The 13,792-nt window shown below is 64.8% G+C and carries 14 protein-coding genes and 1 tRNA gene; 7 read left to right on the top strand and 8 right to left on the bottom strand.

Features of this window, described 5'->3' with window-relative positions; translation table 11 throughout:
* Positions 1-97: 97 nt before the first annotated feature.
* The gene (locus FR728_RS02665; RefSeq protein ID WP_149891092.1) at positions 98-667 is read right to left on the bottom strand and encodes a TetR/AcrR family transcriptional regulator; all 570 of its coding nucleotides are present in this window, start codon (positions 665-667) and stop codon (positions 98-100) included.
* 209 nt (positions 668-876) lie between these two features.
* Between FR728_RS02665 and FR728_RS02660 the strand changes: the two genes are divergently transcribed.
* From FR728_RS02660 to FR728_RS02650, 3 genes are all read left to right on the top strand, one after another.
* The gene (locus FR728_RS02660) at positions 877-1,356 is read left to right on the top strand and encodes a nuclear transport factor 2 family protein (RefSeq protein WP_149891091.1); all 480 of its coding nucleotides are present in this window, start codon (positions 877-879) and stop codon (positions 1,354-1,356) included.
* A gap of 86 nt (positions 1,357-1,442) precedes the next feature.
* Entirely contained in the window at positions 1,443-2,327 is an 885-nt protein-coding gene (locus FR728_RS02655) for a cysteine hydrolase family protein (protein ID WP_377175022.1), read from the top strand.
* A 106-nt stretch (positions 2,328-2,433) separates the two neighbouring features.
* Positions 2,434-2,934 carry a YHS domain-containing (seleno)protein gene (locus FR728_RS02650; RefSeq protein WP_149891090.1) on the top strand — a complete coding sequence of 167 codons (501 nt, stop codon included), beginning with the start codon at positions 2,434-2,436 and terminating at the stop codon, positions 2,932-2,934.
* Between the two features lie 87 nt (positions 2,935-3,021).
* Here the strand turns inward: FR728_RS02650 and FR728_RS02645 are convergent, their stop codons facing one another.
* Positions 3,022-3,828: an ion transporter gene (locus FR728_RS02645; RefSeq protein ID WP_149892169.1), complete on the bottom strand. Its 807-nt coding sequence runs from the start codon at positions 3,826-3,828 to the stop codon at positions 3,022-3,024.
* Between the two features lie 299 nt (positions 3,829-4,127).
* On the opposite strand from FR728_RS02645, the gene FR728_RS02640 reads away from it, so the two are divergent.
* Positions 4,128-4,201, top strand: a tRNA-Gly gene (locus tag FR728_RS02640).
* Between the two features lie 84 nt (positions 4,202-4,285).
* Here the strand turns inward: FR728_RS02640 and FR728_RS02635 are convergent.
* Complete coding sequence (locus tag FR728_RS02635) at positions 4,286-6,049, bottom strand: glycosyltransferase (RefSeq protein ID WP_208998628.1); 1,764 nt, start codon at positions 6,047-6,049, stop codon at positions 4,286-4,288.
* Positions 6,050-6,394: 345 nt separating this feature from the next.
* On the opposite strand from FR728_RS02635, the gene FR728_RS02630 reads away from it, so the two are divergent.
* A complete protein-coding gene (locus FR728_RS02630; protein ID WP_208998627.1) occupies positions 6,395-7,144 on the top strand; it encodes a transporter substrate-binding domain-containing protein in 750 nt (249 codons plus the stop codon).
* A gap of 121 nt (positions 7,145-7,265) precedes the next feature.
* Complete coding sequence (locus FR728_RS02625) at positions 7,266-7,916, top strand: alpha/beta family hydrolase (RefSeq protein WP_149891088.1); 651 nt, start codon at positions 7,266-7,268, stop codon at positions 7,914-7,916.
* Positions 7,917-7,997: 81 nt separating this feature from the next.
* Here FR728_RS02625 and FR728_RS02620 read toward each other — a convergent pair whose 3' ends face one another.
* Genes FR728_RS02620 through FR728_RS02610 form a run of 3 tightly spaced genes read right to left on the bottom strand, consistent with a single transcriptional unit; the run spans position 7,998 to position 11,152 of the window.
* Entirely contained in the window at positions 7,998-8,981 is a 984-nt protein-coding gene (locus tag FR728_RS02620; RefSeq protein ID WP_244304358.1) for an Hsp33 family molecular chaperone, read from the bottom strand.
* Between the two features lie 42 nt (positions 8,982-9,023).
* Positions 9,024-9,947, bottom strand: coding sequence for an ornithine carbamoyltransferase (gene argF / locus FR728_RS02615; protein WP_188318826.1), 924 nt, complete (start codon positions 9,945-9,947; stop codon positions 9,024-9,026).
* 2 nt (positions 9,948-9,949) lie between these two features.
* Positions 9,950-11,152, bottom strand: a complete 1,203-nt coding sequence (locus FR728_RS02610) for an aspartate aminotransferase family protein (RefSeq protein WP_149891085.1) — start codon at positions 11,150-11,152, stop codon at positions 9,950-9,952.
* A gap of 444 nt (positions 11,153-11,596) precedes the next feature.
* On the opposite strand from FR728_RS02610, the gene FR728_RS02605 reads away from it, so the two are divergent.
* Positions 11,597-12,148, top strand: coding sequence for a GcrA family cell cycle regulator (locus tag FR728_RS02605; protein ID WP_149891084.1), 552 nt, complete (start codon positions 11,597-11,599; stop codon positions 12,146-12,148).
* A gap of 169 nt (positions 12,149-12,317) precedes the next feature.
* On the opposite strand, the gene phoB is transcribed toward FR728_RS02605, so the two are convergent.
* Positions 12,318-13,013, bottom strand: coding sequence for a phosphate regulon transcriptional regulator PhoB (gene phoB / locus FR728_RS02600; protein WP_149891083.1), 696 nt, complete (start codon positions 13,011-13,013; stop codon positions 12,318-12,320).
* 36 nt (positions 13,014-13,049) lie between these two features.
* The gene (phoU, locus tag FR728_RS02595) at positions 13,050-13,760 is read right to left on the bottom strand and encodes a phosphate signaling complex protein PhoU (protein ID WP_149891082.1); all 711 of its coding nucleotides are present in this window, start codon (positions 13,758-13,760) and stop codon (positions 13,050-13,052) included.
* Between the last annotated feature and the right edge of the window lie 32 nt (positions 13,761-13,792).

Below are 13,792 nucleotides of genomic sequence, written 5' to 3'. Positions count from 1 at the left end.
CCGGATCAAGTCAGGGATGACGCGGTGGGGAGGGGCGGTGGAGGGACATTGCCAGAGAGCGAGTGCCCCCTTGCGCGCCGCAACCCCGCTGCCGGCCTCAGTGTTTCTCGAGGGCCTTGTCGATGAGCACCTCCGCCATGGCGCGGGCGTCGCCTGCGGGATCGACCTCGTGACCGATATGGGCCGTGACGATGGCCCCTTCCTTCAGCAGCAACAGCGCGCGGGCGAGGACTTCGGGCTCGACGGCGCCGGCCTCGCGGGCCAGCTCCGTGATCTGGCGGTGGAGCAGGCGCTTGTGCTCGGCCGAAAGCGCGTGAATCGGATGATCCCGCTGCGGATATTCCCCTGACGCCTTGATGAACATGCAGGAGCGATATTCCGGCGTCTGGAACCATTCTCGCAGGGCGTCGAACATGGCCAGCATCCGGTCGCGCGGGGTCGGGCCCAGTTGCTCCATGCGGCGGAAGAGCCAGTTGCGAAACTGCTCGTCGCGCAGGCGCAGTACCGCAAGGATCAGCTCTTCCTTGGTGCGGAAATGCTTGAACATCGTTGTCTTGGATATGCCGGTCTCCGCCGACAGCAGGTCCATACCCGCGGCATGGAAGCCTTCCCGATAAAAAATCGTCAGGGCTTTCTGGACCAGTTCGTCACGCTTGCTGGGGCGCATGATCTCTCCTTAGTGCACTGACCAGTAAGTAATTTGTCTTGCGCCACCTTGCAAGACCCACCCTGATTTCCGGCGATTTTCCGCCCTCTCATGACTTCACATGGACGTGAAAGCGCCCATCTCCCTCATTTTTGCGGTTGCATTGTGAACAGATCTGTTCATTTAATGCCCCATCAAACAGAACAGATCAGTTCACTTTGGAGATCACGATGTCCCATCCCGCAGAGACCCGTCCCCCGCTTCCTCCCTTTGATCGGGACAGCGCCATCCGGAAGGTCCGCGCCGCAGAAGATGCCTGGAATGGCCGCAACCCGCAGGCCGTCTCGCTGGCCTACACGCCGGACACCCGCTGGCGGAACCGGTCGGAGTTCCTGAATGGCCGCGAGGCCGTCGTCGCCTTCCTCACCGCCAAGTGGGAGGCCGAGCTCGGCTACCGGCTGATCAAGGAGCTGTGGGCCTTCACCGAGAACCGGATCGCCGTGCGCTTTGCCTATGAGGCGCGCCGGGCCGACGGGTCCTGGTTCCGGGCCCATGGCAACGAGAACTGGGAATTTGCGCCCAACGGGCTGATGGCCGTGCGCTTCGCCTCGATCAACGACCAGCCGATCCGGGAAGACGAACGGCTCTTCCGCTGGCCTCAGGGCCCGCGCCCGGCAGAGCACCCGGGGCTGAGCGATCTCGGCCTCTGACACCAGAACATCCAGGCATGTGACCGCGAAGCGGTCTCGAATGTCCGGCCGGCGGCCTGGCCCGGCCCCTACTGAAGGAGACCACCATGTCCATGAAATCCCCTTGCGGCTGCGGTCATGACCACAGCCACTCCACCGCAGATACCGACCAGAACGGCATGAACCGCCGCAATTTCCTGACGACCACCGCCGCAGGCGTGGCCGCGACCGCCGCCACCGGCATGGCCGTCGCCGGCTTCGCCGACGCCGCCCAGGCTGCCTCGACCAACCCGGCCTACGCCGCTCCGGAAAAGCCGGGCCTGCCGGCATCGAACATGGAACTGAAGAAGGGCCGCGCCGCGCTGGTGGTCGTGGATCCGCAGATCGACTTCCTGAGCCCGGACGGGGTGAGCTGGGGTGTCGTCGGGGAGAGCGTGACCGAACATGGGGTGGTGGACAACCTGACCCGCCTGTTCAAGACCGCCAAGGCAGCCGACCTGCCGGTGGTGATCTCCCCGCACTTCTACTACCCGCATGACCATCGCTGGGAGATGGAAGGCGCTCTGGAAAAGGTCATGCACTCGATCGGCATGTTCGACCGTCCGGGCCCCCTCACCCTGGAAGGCTTCGAAGGCTCCGGCGCCGACTTCATGGCCGAGTACAAGCCCTACATCTTCGACGGCAAGACCATCATCACCTCGCCGCACAAGGTCTACGGCCCGGAACAGAATGACGCGACCCTGCAGCTGCGCAAGCTGCACGTGGACCAGATCATCCTGGCCGGCATGTCCGCCAACCTCTGCGTGGAAAGCCACATGCGCGAATTCCTGGAACAGGGGTTCGAGGTCGCCGTGGTCCAGGACGCCACCGCCGGCGCCAAGGTTCCGGAAGGCGACGGTTACCTCGCTGCCCTGATCAACTTCCGCATGATCGCCAACGCTGTCTGGACCACCGAAGAAGCGGTGTCCCGCATGACCACGCTGGGCGCCTGAACGCGCCCGACGTTTCTGCCCTTTCACGCCGGCCGGCGACCGCATGTGACGGATCGTCCGCCTTCAATTGACCGCAGCCACGGCTGCCCATCCAGGAGTAAAGACCATGAACCTTTTCAACACTCTCGTTGCCAGCGCCACCCTCATCGCCGCCCTTGCCGGCCCTGTCATTGCCTATGCGGAGGACGAATACAATGTATCCACCGGTACAACCGTGGAAGGTCAGGGCGTTGCCCTGCGCGGCCTGGACGCCGTCGCCCTTGCATCGGGTCTGGACCTTGCTGACGGCCAGGCCAAGTTCACCCACGTTCAGGACGGGGTCGCCTATTACTTCGCTTCCGAAGAAAGCATGAAGCGCTTCGCTGCTGATCCGGAAGCCTTCAAGCCCCAGTATGGCGGGTTCTGCGCCCTTGGCGTGGCGCTCGGCAAGAAGCTGGACGGCAGCCCGCGGTGGGCAGATGTCGTCGACGGCAAGCTCTATCTCTTCCTGAACGAGGCGGTCTTTGCCGCCTATTCCAAGGACAAGGCCGGCACCCTGGCCAAGGCCGCAGAAACCTGGCCGTCCATCCATCACGTCTCCGTCAAGGACACCAATGGCCTTATGTAAGCGCACTCCCCGCGACCTGCCCCATCCATTCATTGGTCGCGGTGCCCGGCGGGCGGAGAGGATTTCCTCTCCGCCCGTTTTCATGGCTCAATGACGGTCCGGCCGCTCGCCAAGGCTTTCGCGCAGCTCCGCCATCTCGCGGCGCAGAGCCCGCACTTCGGCCAGAATGTGCTCGGCCTCGGTGTGAATGGCGCGGCGATCCTCGTCGGCGGTGTGCTCGTGCTCCTCCTGCATGGCGGAGACGATGATGCCGATGAAGAGATTGAGGACCGTGAAGGCGGTGCAGAGGATGAAGGGAATGAAGAAGAGCCACGACCAGGGATGCACCTCCATCACCGGCCGCACGATGCCCATGGACCAGCTCTCCAGGGTCATCACCTGGAAGAGGGTGTAGAGGGACTTCGCGATGGTTCCGAACCACTCCGGAAAGGTCTCGCCGTAGAGCTTAGTCGCCATGACGGAAAAGACATAGAAGACCAGTGCCATCAGCACCACGATGGAGCCCATGCCCGGCAAGGCCGCTACCAGACCGCCGATCACCCGGCGCAGGGACGGCACCACAGAGATGAGCCGCAGCACCCGCAGGATGCGCAGCGCGCGCAGAACCGTGAAGGGGCCACTGGCGGGGATGAGCGCGATGGCGACGATGGTGAAGTCGAAGAGGTTCCACGCGCCAAGGAAGAACCTCGGCCCACGCGCAAGGATCCGGATGGCGATTTCCAGCACGAAGACCACCAGAAAGGCCTTGTCGAGGACGAGCAGAACGGGCCCGATTGCCGCCATCACCCGGTCGGAGGTTTCCAGGCCAAGGGTGATGGCATTGAGCACCACCAGCAGGACAATGGCGCCTTCCCACTGGGGGGAGGATACGAGATCGGCCAGACGCTTGCGCATCATCGAGGGGTCTCCGGATCTTGGAACGGTTACTTGCTTGCGCAGATGGGCGAGCCACACCCGCCCTGCAAGTCTGTGACCTGCAATGACCCCGGGACGCAACGGATTTTTTCGCAAGCGGCCTGATCAACTGACCTTGCGGAGTCGAGAGACCGCAGCTCGTGGCCAAGGCCCCCGCATCGGTTTGCGGGCGTCTTTCCCGTCATCTTTTCCACCGGGTCCCGCGCGAGGACGTGGCCCTCGAGAAAGCCCCTCTTGACAGACGCATGGCGGCACAGCAGAAAGAGCCCACGCGAGATGCGGGTGTAGTTCAATGGTAGAACGGCAGCTTCCCAAGCTGCATACGAGGGTTCGATTCCCTTCACCCGCTCCATTCGCCGCCTCACTTCTATTGTGGCGGCCGCTCTCGCAAACTCCCCTCTCCTTTCCGTTCGATCGTCAGACCCCTGGCCCCATTCTATTCGCCGGGTTGCGTGATCCCGTGCGCAGAGGCGGTCATCGTCGGACGGCGGGCGCGCGAGACGCCGTGTTCGGTCTTGTTCCAGCCATGGGGCGAGCGGGCAAATTCCCAGACAGCCTGATAGAAGGCCTGGGCGTTGAAGAGCCAGTAGAGCGGCAGAGTCAGGGCATCGCGAAGCCGGACGCCGAGACCGCGCATGCGCGCCGCCAGAAGAAGCGCCACCGCCGACGCCGCATGGCAGAAAACGAGACTCGCCACGCAGACCCAGCCGAAGGCCCCGCGCCAGGAAGCATCGAGCAGAGGCAGGTCCAGAACCCCCAGCGCATAGAGGCTCATGAGAATGGCACAGAGCGGCCCGAGCGCCATGACCAGCATGTTGCCGCCAATCAGGGCGAGGACGACCGCCAGCCGCGCGAGGCCGAGGTCCTTGAACGTGCCGCGCAGGTCGCGGGTGTGGACGAAGAAGGTCTGGATCCAGCCCTTGTGCCAGCGGGCCCGCTGCCGCCGCCAGGCGCGCCAGGTGATCGGCGCCTCTTCGAAAGTGGTGCTGGCCAGGACCCCGCTGCGGTATCCGCGCCGGGACAGGCGGATGCCGAGATCCGCATCCTCCGTGACGTTGAACTTGTCCCAGGCCCCTGACGCCAGCAGGGCCTCCGTGCGGAAATGATTGGAGGTGCCGCCCAGCGGGATCGGCCAGTCGTGACGGTGCAACCAGGGCAGGAGCTGATCGAAGAGGCAGGCATATTCCAGGGCGAAATGACGGGCGAAGAAGCTCTCGCCCGCATTGTCGGCGCAGAGGCGCGCCTGAAGGCAGCCGACCGTCGGTGGCGAAAGGGCAAAGACCAGCGCGGCCTGCCGCAGCTGATCCGGCTCCGGGCGATCTTCCGCGTCATAGATGGTCAGCAGATCGCCGGTCGCCTGTTCCAGGCCATGCGCCAGGGCGCGGGGCTTGGTGCGCGGCGATCCCCAGGGCACGCGCAGCACACGCATCTGGGGCGGCAACCGCTTCGGCAGATGCTTCAGGGTTTCCGGGTCATCCGGCTCGACCAGCAGCAGGATCTGGAGCTTTTCGCGCGGATAGTCGAGGGCCTCCAGATGGGCGATCAGCGACGCCACGCTGGCCGCTTCGCGGAACAGGGGCACGAGCACCGTGTAGCGTGGCCAGATGACCCGTCGATCCAGCAGGGCCGCTGGAAGGGTGAAGTGCAGGTCACCGGGACCGGCTGCGAGTGCACTGGCGAGCCGGGCAAGGCCGATCAGGGTGGAACAGGCAGCAATCACCAGAGCACCCGCGACCAGCAGGAGGGAGAGCGGCACGGTGGCGCCGAGCACCAGCCCGCCGATCAGGCTCGCCGCCCAGCCGATCTGACCGGACGAAAAGCGGCGCCTTGCGCTGAATTGGGGGAACCGGCTTTCCAGATCCCCTTCCGGAGAATTGAGGTGATTGACCGCAAAGCCGAGGGCGGCCGGAGTGGTAATGCGCACCCATTGCGCCAGATCGGGCCGCCGCCGGCAGAGATCCAGCACTTCGGCAAAGCTGTCGTAGGGCGGCGCCACCGCATAGATGGTCTGGTCGCGGGTCACGCCGATCAGAACCGGACCACAGCTTTCCTCGCCAAGGGCGATGCACTTGGCCTCCACCGACTGGGGGCGGAACCCCCGGTCCGGGAGAAAGGGAAGACCGCAGGCTTCTGCCAGGGCGCTGAAGACCGTCTCCTCCGTCAGGATGCCCTGAGACACCAGATATTCGGCCGGTGTCATGGAGACGCGGGCCGAGCAGGCACAGGCCCGGTCGAGGATTGATTTTGCAATTCCCCTCTGACGCAGTATCTCTAGCTCAGCCGGAAGGGCTGAAGTCACTCGCCGCATATCCTACTCCCTACTCGGGGATACACGAGATCTCGGATCGGACCCTTGAAAACGTCACGCAACGTAAAGTTTAGGCACGCCGCGCGCAAAACCGCAAGATACGCAACCCTTGCGTGTTCTGTCTTTACGGTAATCCTGACCCTGGCGACGGGAAGCGGGACCGCCATTGCGGCCGGGGGGAACAGCGCAGCCGATGCGGACCGAGCCCTCGCCGCTGCCGCCGAAAACCGCCCGGTCGTGCCGAATTTCTGGGATCCGCGCGCCGTTCAGGACCGCCCGAAGGATCTGCCGGAGAAGATCCAGTTTCTGGCAAGCGACGACTTCCCGCCCTTCGTCTTTCGCGACACGGACGGACGGCTGACCGGCTTCAACGTGGATCTGGCCCGGGCGATGTGTCAGGACATGGGCGCCTCCTGCGCCCTCAAGATCGTGCCCTTCGACGACCTGGTGCCGAGCCTGGTCGCTGGTGAAGGCGATGCCATCATCGCCGGGCTGGCCGCCACCACGGCGCTCAACGGCGATCTGACCTTCACCCAGGACTACATGAAGCTCCCTGCCCGCTTCATGGTGCGCGCCGGGGACCGCGAAAGCTTCGACGAGACCCATCTGACCGGACAACGCATCGCCGTCGTTGCGGGCACCCGGCACGAGCGCTTTGCCCTCGCCTTCTGGCCCGACGTTCCGCTGCGCACCTATCCGTCGCCCGAGCGCGCCCGCGAGGCCCTCCTCTCGGGCGATGCGGATGCGGTGTTTGACAGCGGTCTGGCGCTTGCGACCTGGCTGGGCAGCGAAGACGCCAACGACTGCTGCGCCCTGGCAGGCGGCCCCTGGCTGGAACCGGGCCACTTCGACGAGGGCCTGTCGATTGCCGTGCGCAAGACCGAGCCAGAGCTCGCCGAGGCGCTCACCTACGCCCTGAGAAAGACCGCCACCAACGGCACCTACCGGGAACTTTACCTGCGCTATTTCCCCATCAGCTTCTTCTGACGGAGCGCGCCCTCGCCCCTTGCACCGGGGAAAGCCGCAAAAGGCGCGGTTCGCCGCTTGAGCCTGCCCCGGAATGGGGATAGGCGACATTCATGACCCCTCAACGAGGCACGACAAGACAATGACCGATCTTCTGTGGACCCGCCCGGATGGCGAGGTCCTGGCGACCGTGGTTCTGGCCCATGGCGCCGGCGCGGCAATGGACAGCCCCTTCATGACCAAGATGGCCGCCAACCTGGCCGAGGCAGGCCTCGCGGTGGCCCGGTTCGAATTCGCCTATATGGCCGGCCGGCGCAACGGCGGCCCGAAGAAGCCCCCGCCGAAGGCTGAACAGCTGATCGGCGAGTTCCAGACCGTCGTCCAGCAGGTGCTGAAGGAATGCGAGGGTCCGCTGCTGATCGGCGGCAAGTCCATGGGCGGTCGGGTGGCCGCGATGCTTGCGAGTGGCGGGTCGCTTCCCGGGCGCATCAAGGGCGTCATCTGCCTCGGTTATCCGTTCCACCCGACCGGAAAGCCGGAGCCCGAACACTGGCGGCTTGTGCCGCTGGAACAGGGCAAGCGCCCGATCCTCGTGCTGCAGGGCGACCGGGACGGATTCGGGTCGCAGGAAGAGATCGACGCGATCACCCTGCCCGCTGCCGTGACGCTGCACTACCTGGAAGACGGCAACCACGACTTTGCCCCGCGCGGCCGCTCGCCCGCAACCCTTGACGGCAACCTGGCCATCGCGGCCGGCCAGATCCGCAGCTTCGCGGATACGATCCTCTCCTGAGCTTCGGCACAGGACGACCTGACATGAAAAAGGCCGGTCCCCAATGACCGGCCTTTGTCGTTTGAAAGCCTCGGCTGCGGATCAGAAGTTGTCCGCGTCGAACTCGTAGCGGGTCGAGCAGAACTCGCAGGTCACCACGATCTTGTCCCCTTCACGCATGGCGTCGACTTCCTCTGCCTTGAAGGTGGAGAGGATGCCCTCGACGCGCTCGCGCGAGCAGCGGCATCGGTCCTGGACCTTCTGCGGCTCGAAAAGGCGGGCGCCGCGTTCGTGGAACAGGCGGAAGAGCAGATGCTCGACGCCCAGATCCGGATCGACCAGCTCGTCATCCTTGATCGTGTCGACCAGGGCCTTGGCTTCCAGCCAGGCATCATCCTCGTCGATCACATGCGCTTCCGTGCCCTCCGGCGCGTCGCCCGGATGGATATCCGCCTGACGCATGCGCTCGGTGGAGTCCGGCAGGAACTGCACCATCACGCCGCCAGCGATCCAGCGATGGGTCGAGCCGGCTGCGGCGGCCGGGGTCAGCAGCTCGCCAACGGCAAGGCGCACCACGGTCGGGATCTGCTCGGAGCGGGCGAAGTAGCGGTGGGCGATCTCCTCGAGGGAGGCGCCGTCCAGCTCCACCAGACCCTGATAGCGCTGCATGTGCTGGCCCTGATCGATGGTCATGGCCAGATGGCCACGGCCCAGCAGATCCTCGGGGCGGGTTGCGCCCCGGGCCATGGCGTCGGCCACCTGCTCCGCGTCGAAGCTTGCATAGGCGCGCACGGATTCCGGCGCCGAGAAATCGACCACCAGCATGGAGACCGGCCCATCCGACTGGGTCTGGAGGGTGAAGCGTCCCTCGAACTTCAGGGCGGTGCCCAGAAGGCTCGTCAGGACCACGGCCTCCGCCAGCAGACGGGAAACGGGTGCGGGATAGTCGTGGCGGGACAGGATGTTGTCGATGACCGGCCCCATCACGAGGGCGCGGCCGCGCACATCCAGACCTTCCACGGCAAACGGGCGAACGGCGTCAAACCCAGCCGGTTCGACGCCGAAGTCTTTGAGATCAAATGCCACTGTTTCAGACCTTACACGGCAAGCCTGAAGCATCGGCCCGCGTCAGAGCGCGCCGAAGCACCAGGCCAGAATGCCCTTCTGCGCATGCAGCCGGTTTTCCGCCTCATCGAAGACGACGGAGTTCGGACCATCCATGATCTCGGAGGTCACTTCCTCGCCGCGATGGGCCGGCAGGCAATGCATGAAGAGCGCTTGCGGATTGGCCTCCTGCATCAGGCGAGCGTTCACCTGATAGGGTGCGAGCAGATTGTGGCGGGAAGCCTCATCGTCGTCGCCCATGGAGACCCAGCAGTCGGTCACCACGCAGTCGGTACCCTTCACGGCCTCATATGGGTCATCGGTGACCACAATGGAAGCCCCGGCGGCGCGGGCCTGCTCGATGAGCGCGGTCGGCGGTGCCAGTTCCTTCGGAGTTGCGATGCGCAGTTCGAAGTCGAACTTCGGCGCCGCGTGAACCCACGACGCCAGAACGTTGTTGCTGTCGCCGGTCCAGGCCACCGACTTGCCCGCAATGGAGCCGCGATGCTCCTCGAAGGTCATGAGGTCGGCCATGATCTGGCACGGGTGGGAGAGCTTGGTCAGGCCGTTGATGACCGGAACGGTGGCGTTCTCGGCCAGCTCGTTGAGGTCATCGTGGCTGAGGATGCGGATCATGATGGCATCGACGAAGCGGGAGAGCACGCGGGCCGTGTCGGCGATGGTCTCGCCGCGCCCAAGCTGCATTTCCGCGCCCGTCAGCATCAGGGTTTCGCCGCCGAGTTCACGCATGCCCACGTCGAAGGAGATGCGCGTACGGGTGGAGGGCTGCTCGAACACCATGGCCAGCACCTTGCCGGCCAGCGGCCCCTCGCCCCGGCGAACGCCGTTGCGAGTGCTCTTGATGCGCTTGGCGCCTTCCAGAATGTGGCGCAGTTCTTCCGCGCCGAACTCGGTCAGATCCAGAAAATGCCGCGACGTGCCATTCATGGTCACTTTGCCGCTCCCTCAACTGTCAGTTTGCTTTCCAGATCGGCGGCCGCCTTTTCCATGCGGCTGATTGCTTCGCCGATCTCCTCTTCGGTGATCGTCAGCGGCGGCATGATGCGCACCACGTTGTCGCCGGCCGGCACGGCCAGAAGCTCGTGTTCACGGGCAGCCGCGACGAAATCGGCCGGTGCGATCTTGCACTTGAGGCCGAGCATCAGGCCCTTGCCGCGCACTTCCTCGAACAGCGCCGGATGGCTGTCGACGAGGGAGGCCAGCTTCTGCTTGAACGACAGGCCGCGCGACTGGATCTGCTCCAGGAAACCGTCGGCGAGAACCACGTCCAGCACGGCATTGCCGACGGCCATCGCCAGCGGATTGCCGCCGAAGGTGGTGCCGTGGGTGCCGGGAGCGAAGGACTTGGCGACCTCCTCGGTGGCGAGGCAAACGCCCATGGGGAAGCCGCCGCCAATGCCCTTGGCAACCGCCATGATGTCCGGCGAGATGCCGGCCCACTCATGGGCGAAGAACTTGCCTGTGCGGCCGACGCCCGACTGGATCTCGTCGAGGATCAGCAGGGTTCCGGTCTCGTCGCAGAGCTTGCGCAGGCCACGCAGGAAGTCGACCGGAATCTCGCGGATCCCGCCCTCGCCCTGAACGGGCTCCAGCGCGATGGCTGCGGTCTGCGGACCGATGGCAGCCTTCACGGCCTCCAGGTCGCCGGCCTTGATCTGGTCGAAGCCGGGCGCCTTCGGGCCGAAGCCTTCCAGATACTTCGCCTGACCGCCGGCTGCGATGGTGCCCAGCGTCCGGCCGTGGAACGCACCTTCGAAGGTGAGGATGTGGAAGCGCTCGGGCTCTCCGCGATCATAGTGATAGCGGCGCGCCAGCTTGATGGACGCTTCCATGGCTTCCGCGCCGGAATTGCAGAAGAAGGCCTTGTCGGCAAAGGTCGCCTCGGCCAGCCGCTTGCCCAGGGTCTCCTGACCGGTGACCACATGCAGGTTCGAGACGTGCCAGAGCTTTTCTGCCTGCTCCTTCAGAGCGGCAACCAGGTGCGGATGGGAATGGCCAAGCGCGTTGACGGCAATGCCCGAACCGCAATCGAGGAATCGTCGGCCGTCCTTGGAAACCAGCCAGATGCCTTCCCCGCGATCGAATTCCAGACCCGATCTTGCATAGTTCGAAAACAGCGCAGACGCCGACATTCCTCAACTCCGTGGAGCACTGAACAAGGGAGATACGCCTCTTGCGCCCGTGTCGGCCCGCTTCCCGCAAGGAAGGTTTCGGGGCCTGAAACGAAAGAAGCCGCCCCGAAGAGGCGGCACACGCGTATCGGAAGGACCTATACACATGGTCATGCGGGATCTGTCAATGCAATTGCGGACAAACCGACCTTTCCCCTTGTGTCCCCGATGCTTATGGGCGCGCCAAAGCTAAACTGGGGAAAAACTGATTCTTCCCCATCTGAACTTGGCGGCAATCTTGCCTCCACTTTTTACCTTAATGTAGGCTGCGATCAGTCGGATACGAGATCTCGTGCATCACTTTAGTTTCAGGCACAAGATATGGGATTTGCGGCACCTTTTTGTGTGCCTTAATAATGGGTTAATGCCCGTCGTTTTTAACCACGACCAACGGGGTGCGGCAACATGAGTTGGACGAATGAGCGGGTGGAGCTCCTGAAGAAGCTCTGGACTGAGGGACACAGCGCCAGCCAGATCGCCGCTGAACTCGGCGGCGTGACCCGCAACGCGGTGATCGGCAAGGTTCACCGTCTGGGCCTCTCCGGCCGGGCCAAGACTGCTGCCCCCGTTGCCAAGACCCGCCGTCCCCGTGCAGCGGCACCGGCCGCGAGCTCCGGTCAGCCCGCAGCCACCGCCCGCCCGGCCAGCGCCGGCCAGCCCCGCGTCAGCGGCGCCACCGCCCTCAAGGCAGATGCGAGCCCCGCTCCGATGGCCCGGCCCGCCGTAGAGCCGATGGCAGAACTGGTGCCGATCTCCGAACGTGCGACGATCCTCACCCTGAACGAGCGCACCTGCAAGTGGCCGGTCGGCGATCCGAGCTCCGAGGACTTCTACTTCTGCGGCCGCCACTCCGATCCCGGCGTCCCCTATTGCGCGCACCACTGCAAGGTCGCCTATCAGCCCGTCAGCGACCGCCGTCGTAACGAGCGCAAGGTTGCCAACGCCCGGGCCTCCTGATCCCCGTGCACTCCACTTCAGATCGCCCTGCGAGGTCCGTGGTTCACGGGCCTCTTGTCGTTCTCAAGCCTCCGGTCCGGCGAGCCGCCTTGCGCGGGGCTGCATATATGAAAAGGCCCGATCCTTGCGGACCGGGCCATGATCAGATCAGGTTTCGCCCAAGGACCTGTCAGGCCATGGCGAACTGGTCGTTGAAAGCGTAGCCCGCGCCGCGAACGGTGCGGATCGGATCCTTCGCCCGGCCCTTGTTGAGCGCCTTGCGCAGGCGCCCGACATGCACGTCGACCGTCCGCTCATCCACATAGACATCGTGGCCCCAGACCCCGTCGAGCAGCTGCTCGCGGGAGAAGACGCGGCCTGGCGAGGTCATCAGGAACTCGAGAAGGCGGAACTCGGTCGGGCCCAGATGGATCTCGAGCGCATTGCGGCGCACCCGGTGGGTCTCGCGGTCCAGCTCGATGTCACCGGAGCGGAGTGTGGTGGACACCACCTCCGGGCTGGCACGACGCAGGATGGCGCGCACGCGGGCCATCAGCTCCGGCACGGAGAAGGGCTTGACCACATAATCGTCGGCGCCGGTGGAAAGCCCGCGAATGCGCTCGGCCTCCTCCCCGCGCGCGGTCAGCATGATCACCGGGAGACGTTCGGTCTCCTCGCGCATGCGCAGGCGGCGGCACAGCTCGATGCCGGACAGGCCGGGCAGCATCCAGTCCAGGAGAAGCAGGTCGGGCACGCTTTCGCGCAGCAGCAGTTCCGCATCATCTCCCCGGCCACAGACCTCGACGCTGTAGCCTTCGGCTTCCAGATTGTACTTCAGCAGCAGGCTGATGGGTTCCTCGTCCTCGACGATGAGCACCTTCGGCATTCCAGTGAACTCCGATCATCCGGCCTGAGGTGCGCCTCAGGCGTTTTCCTTGTCTTCCACGCCGGTCTCGTCCATGCGCGGACGGTCGTCGAGCAGACGCTTGCCGGTCACCATGTAGTAGACGTTCTCGGCAATGTTGGTCGCATGGTCGCCGATGCGCTCGATGTTCTTGGCGCAGAACAGCAGATGGGCGCACTGGGTGATGTTGCGCGGATCTTCCATCATGTAGGTCAGGAGCTCGCGGAACAGGGAGGTGTAGATGGCGTCGATCTCGGCATCGCGCTCACGCACCTTCACGGCCTCTTCCGCATCCTTGCGGGTATAGGCGTCCAGCACGGCCTTGAGCTGGGCAAGCGCCAGTTCGGTCATGTGCTCAACGCCGATGGCCAGCGTCTTGGACTTGAGGTCGCTGTCGATGGCGATGACGCGCTTGGCGACGTTCTTGGCCATGTCGCCGACCCGTTCCAGATCATTGGCGATGCGGGTGGCGGCCATGATCTCGCGCAGGTCCTGCCCCATGGGCTGACGGCGGGCGATCACCAGCACGTTGCGCATCTCGATGTCATGCATCAGATCGTCGAGACGATGGTCGCGGCCGATGGTTGCCTGGGCAAGGTCCAGATCCTGGGTGATCAGGGCGGTCACCGCGTCGGTCACGATGGACTCGGCCAGGCCGCCCATTTCCGCGATCCGGCCGGCGATGCCGCTCAGCTCTTCGTCGTAGGAGGAAACCGTATGTTCGCTCATAAAAAAACTCCTGTCGTCGTCGGTCCGTCCGG

This window comes from Roseibium aestuarii, assembly GCF_008477545.1.
Lineage (GTDB): Bacteria > Pseudomonadota > Alphaproteobacteria > Rhizobiales > Stappiaceae > Roseibium > Roseibium aestuarii.
Note: the sequence above shows the minus strand (reverse complement) of the source record. Positions and strands in the feature narration are given on the sequence as shown.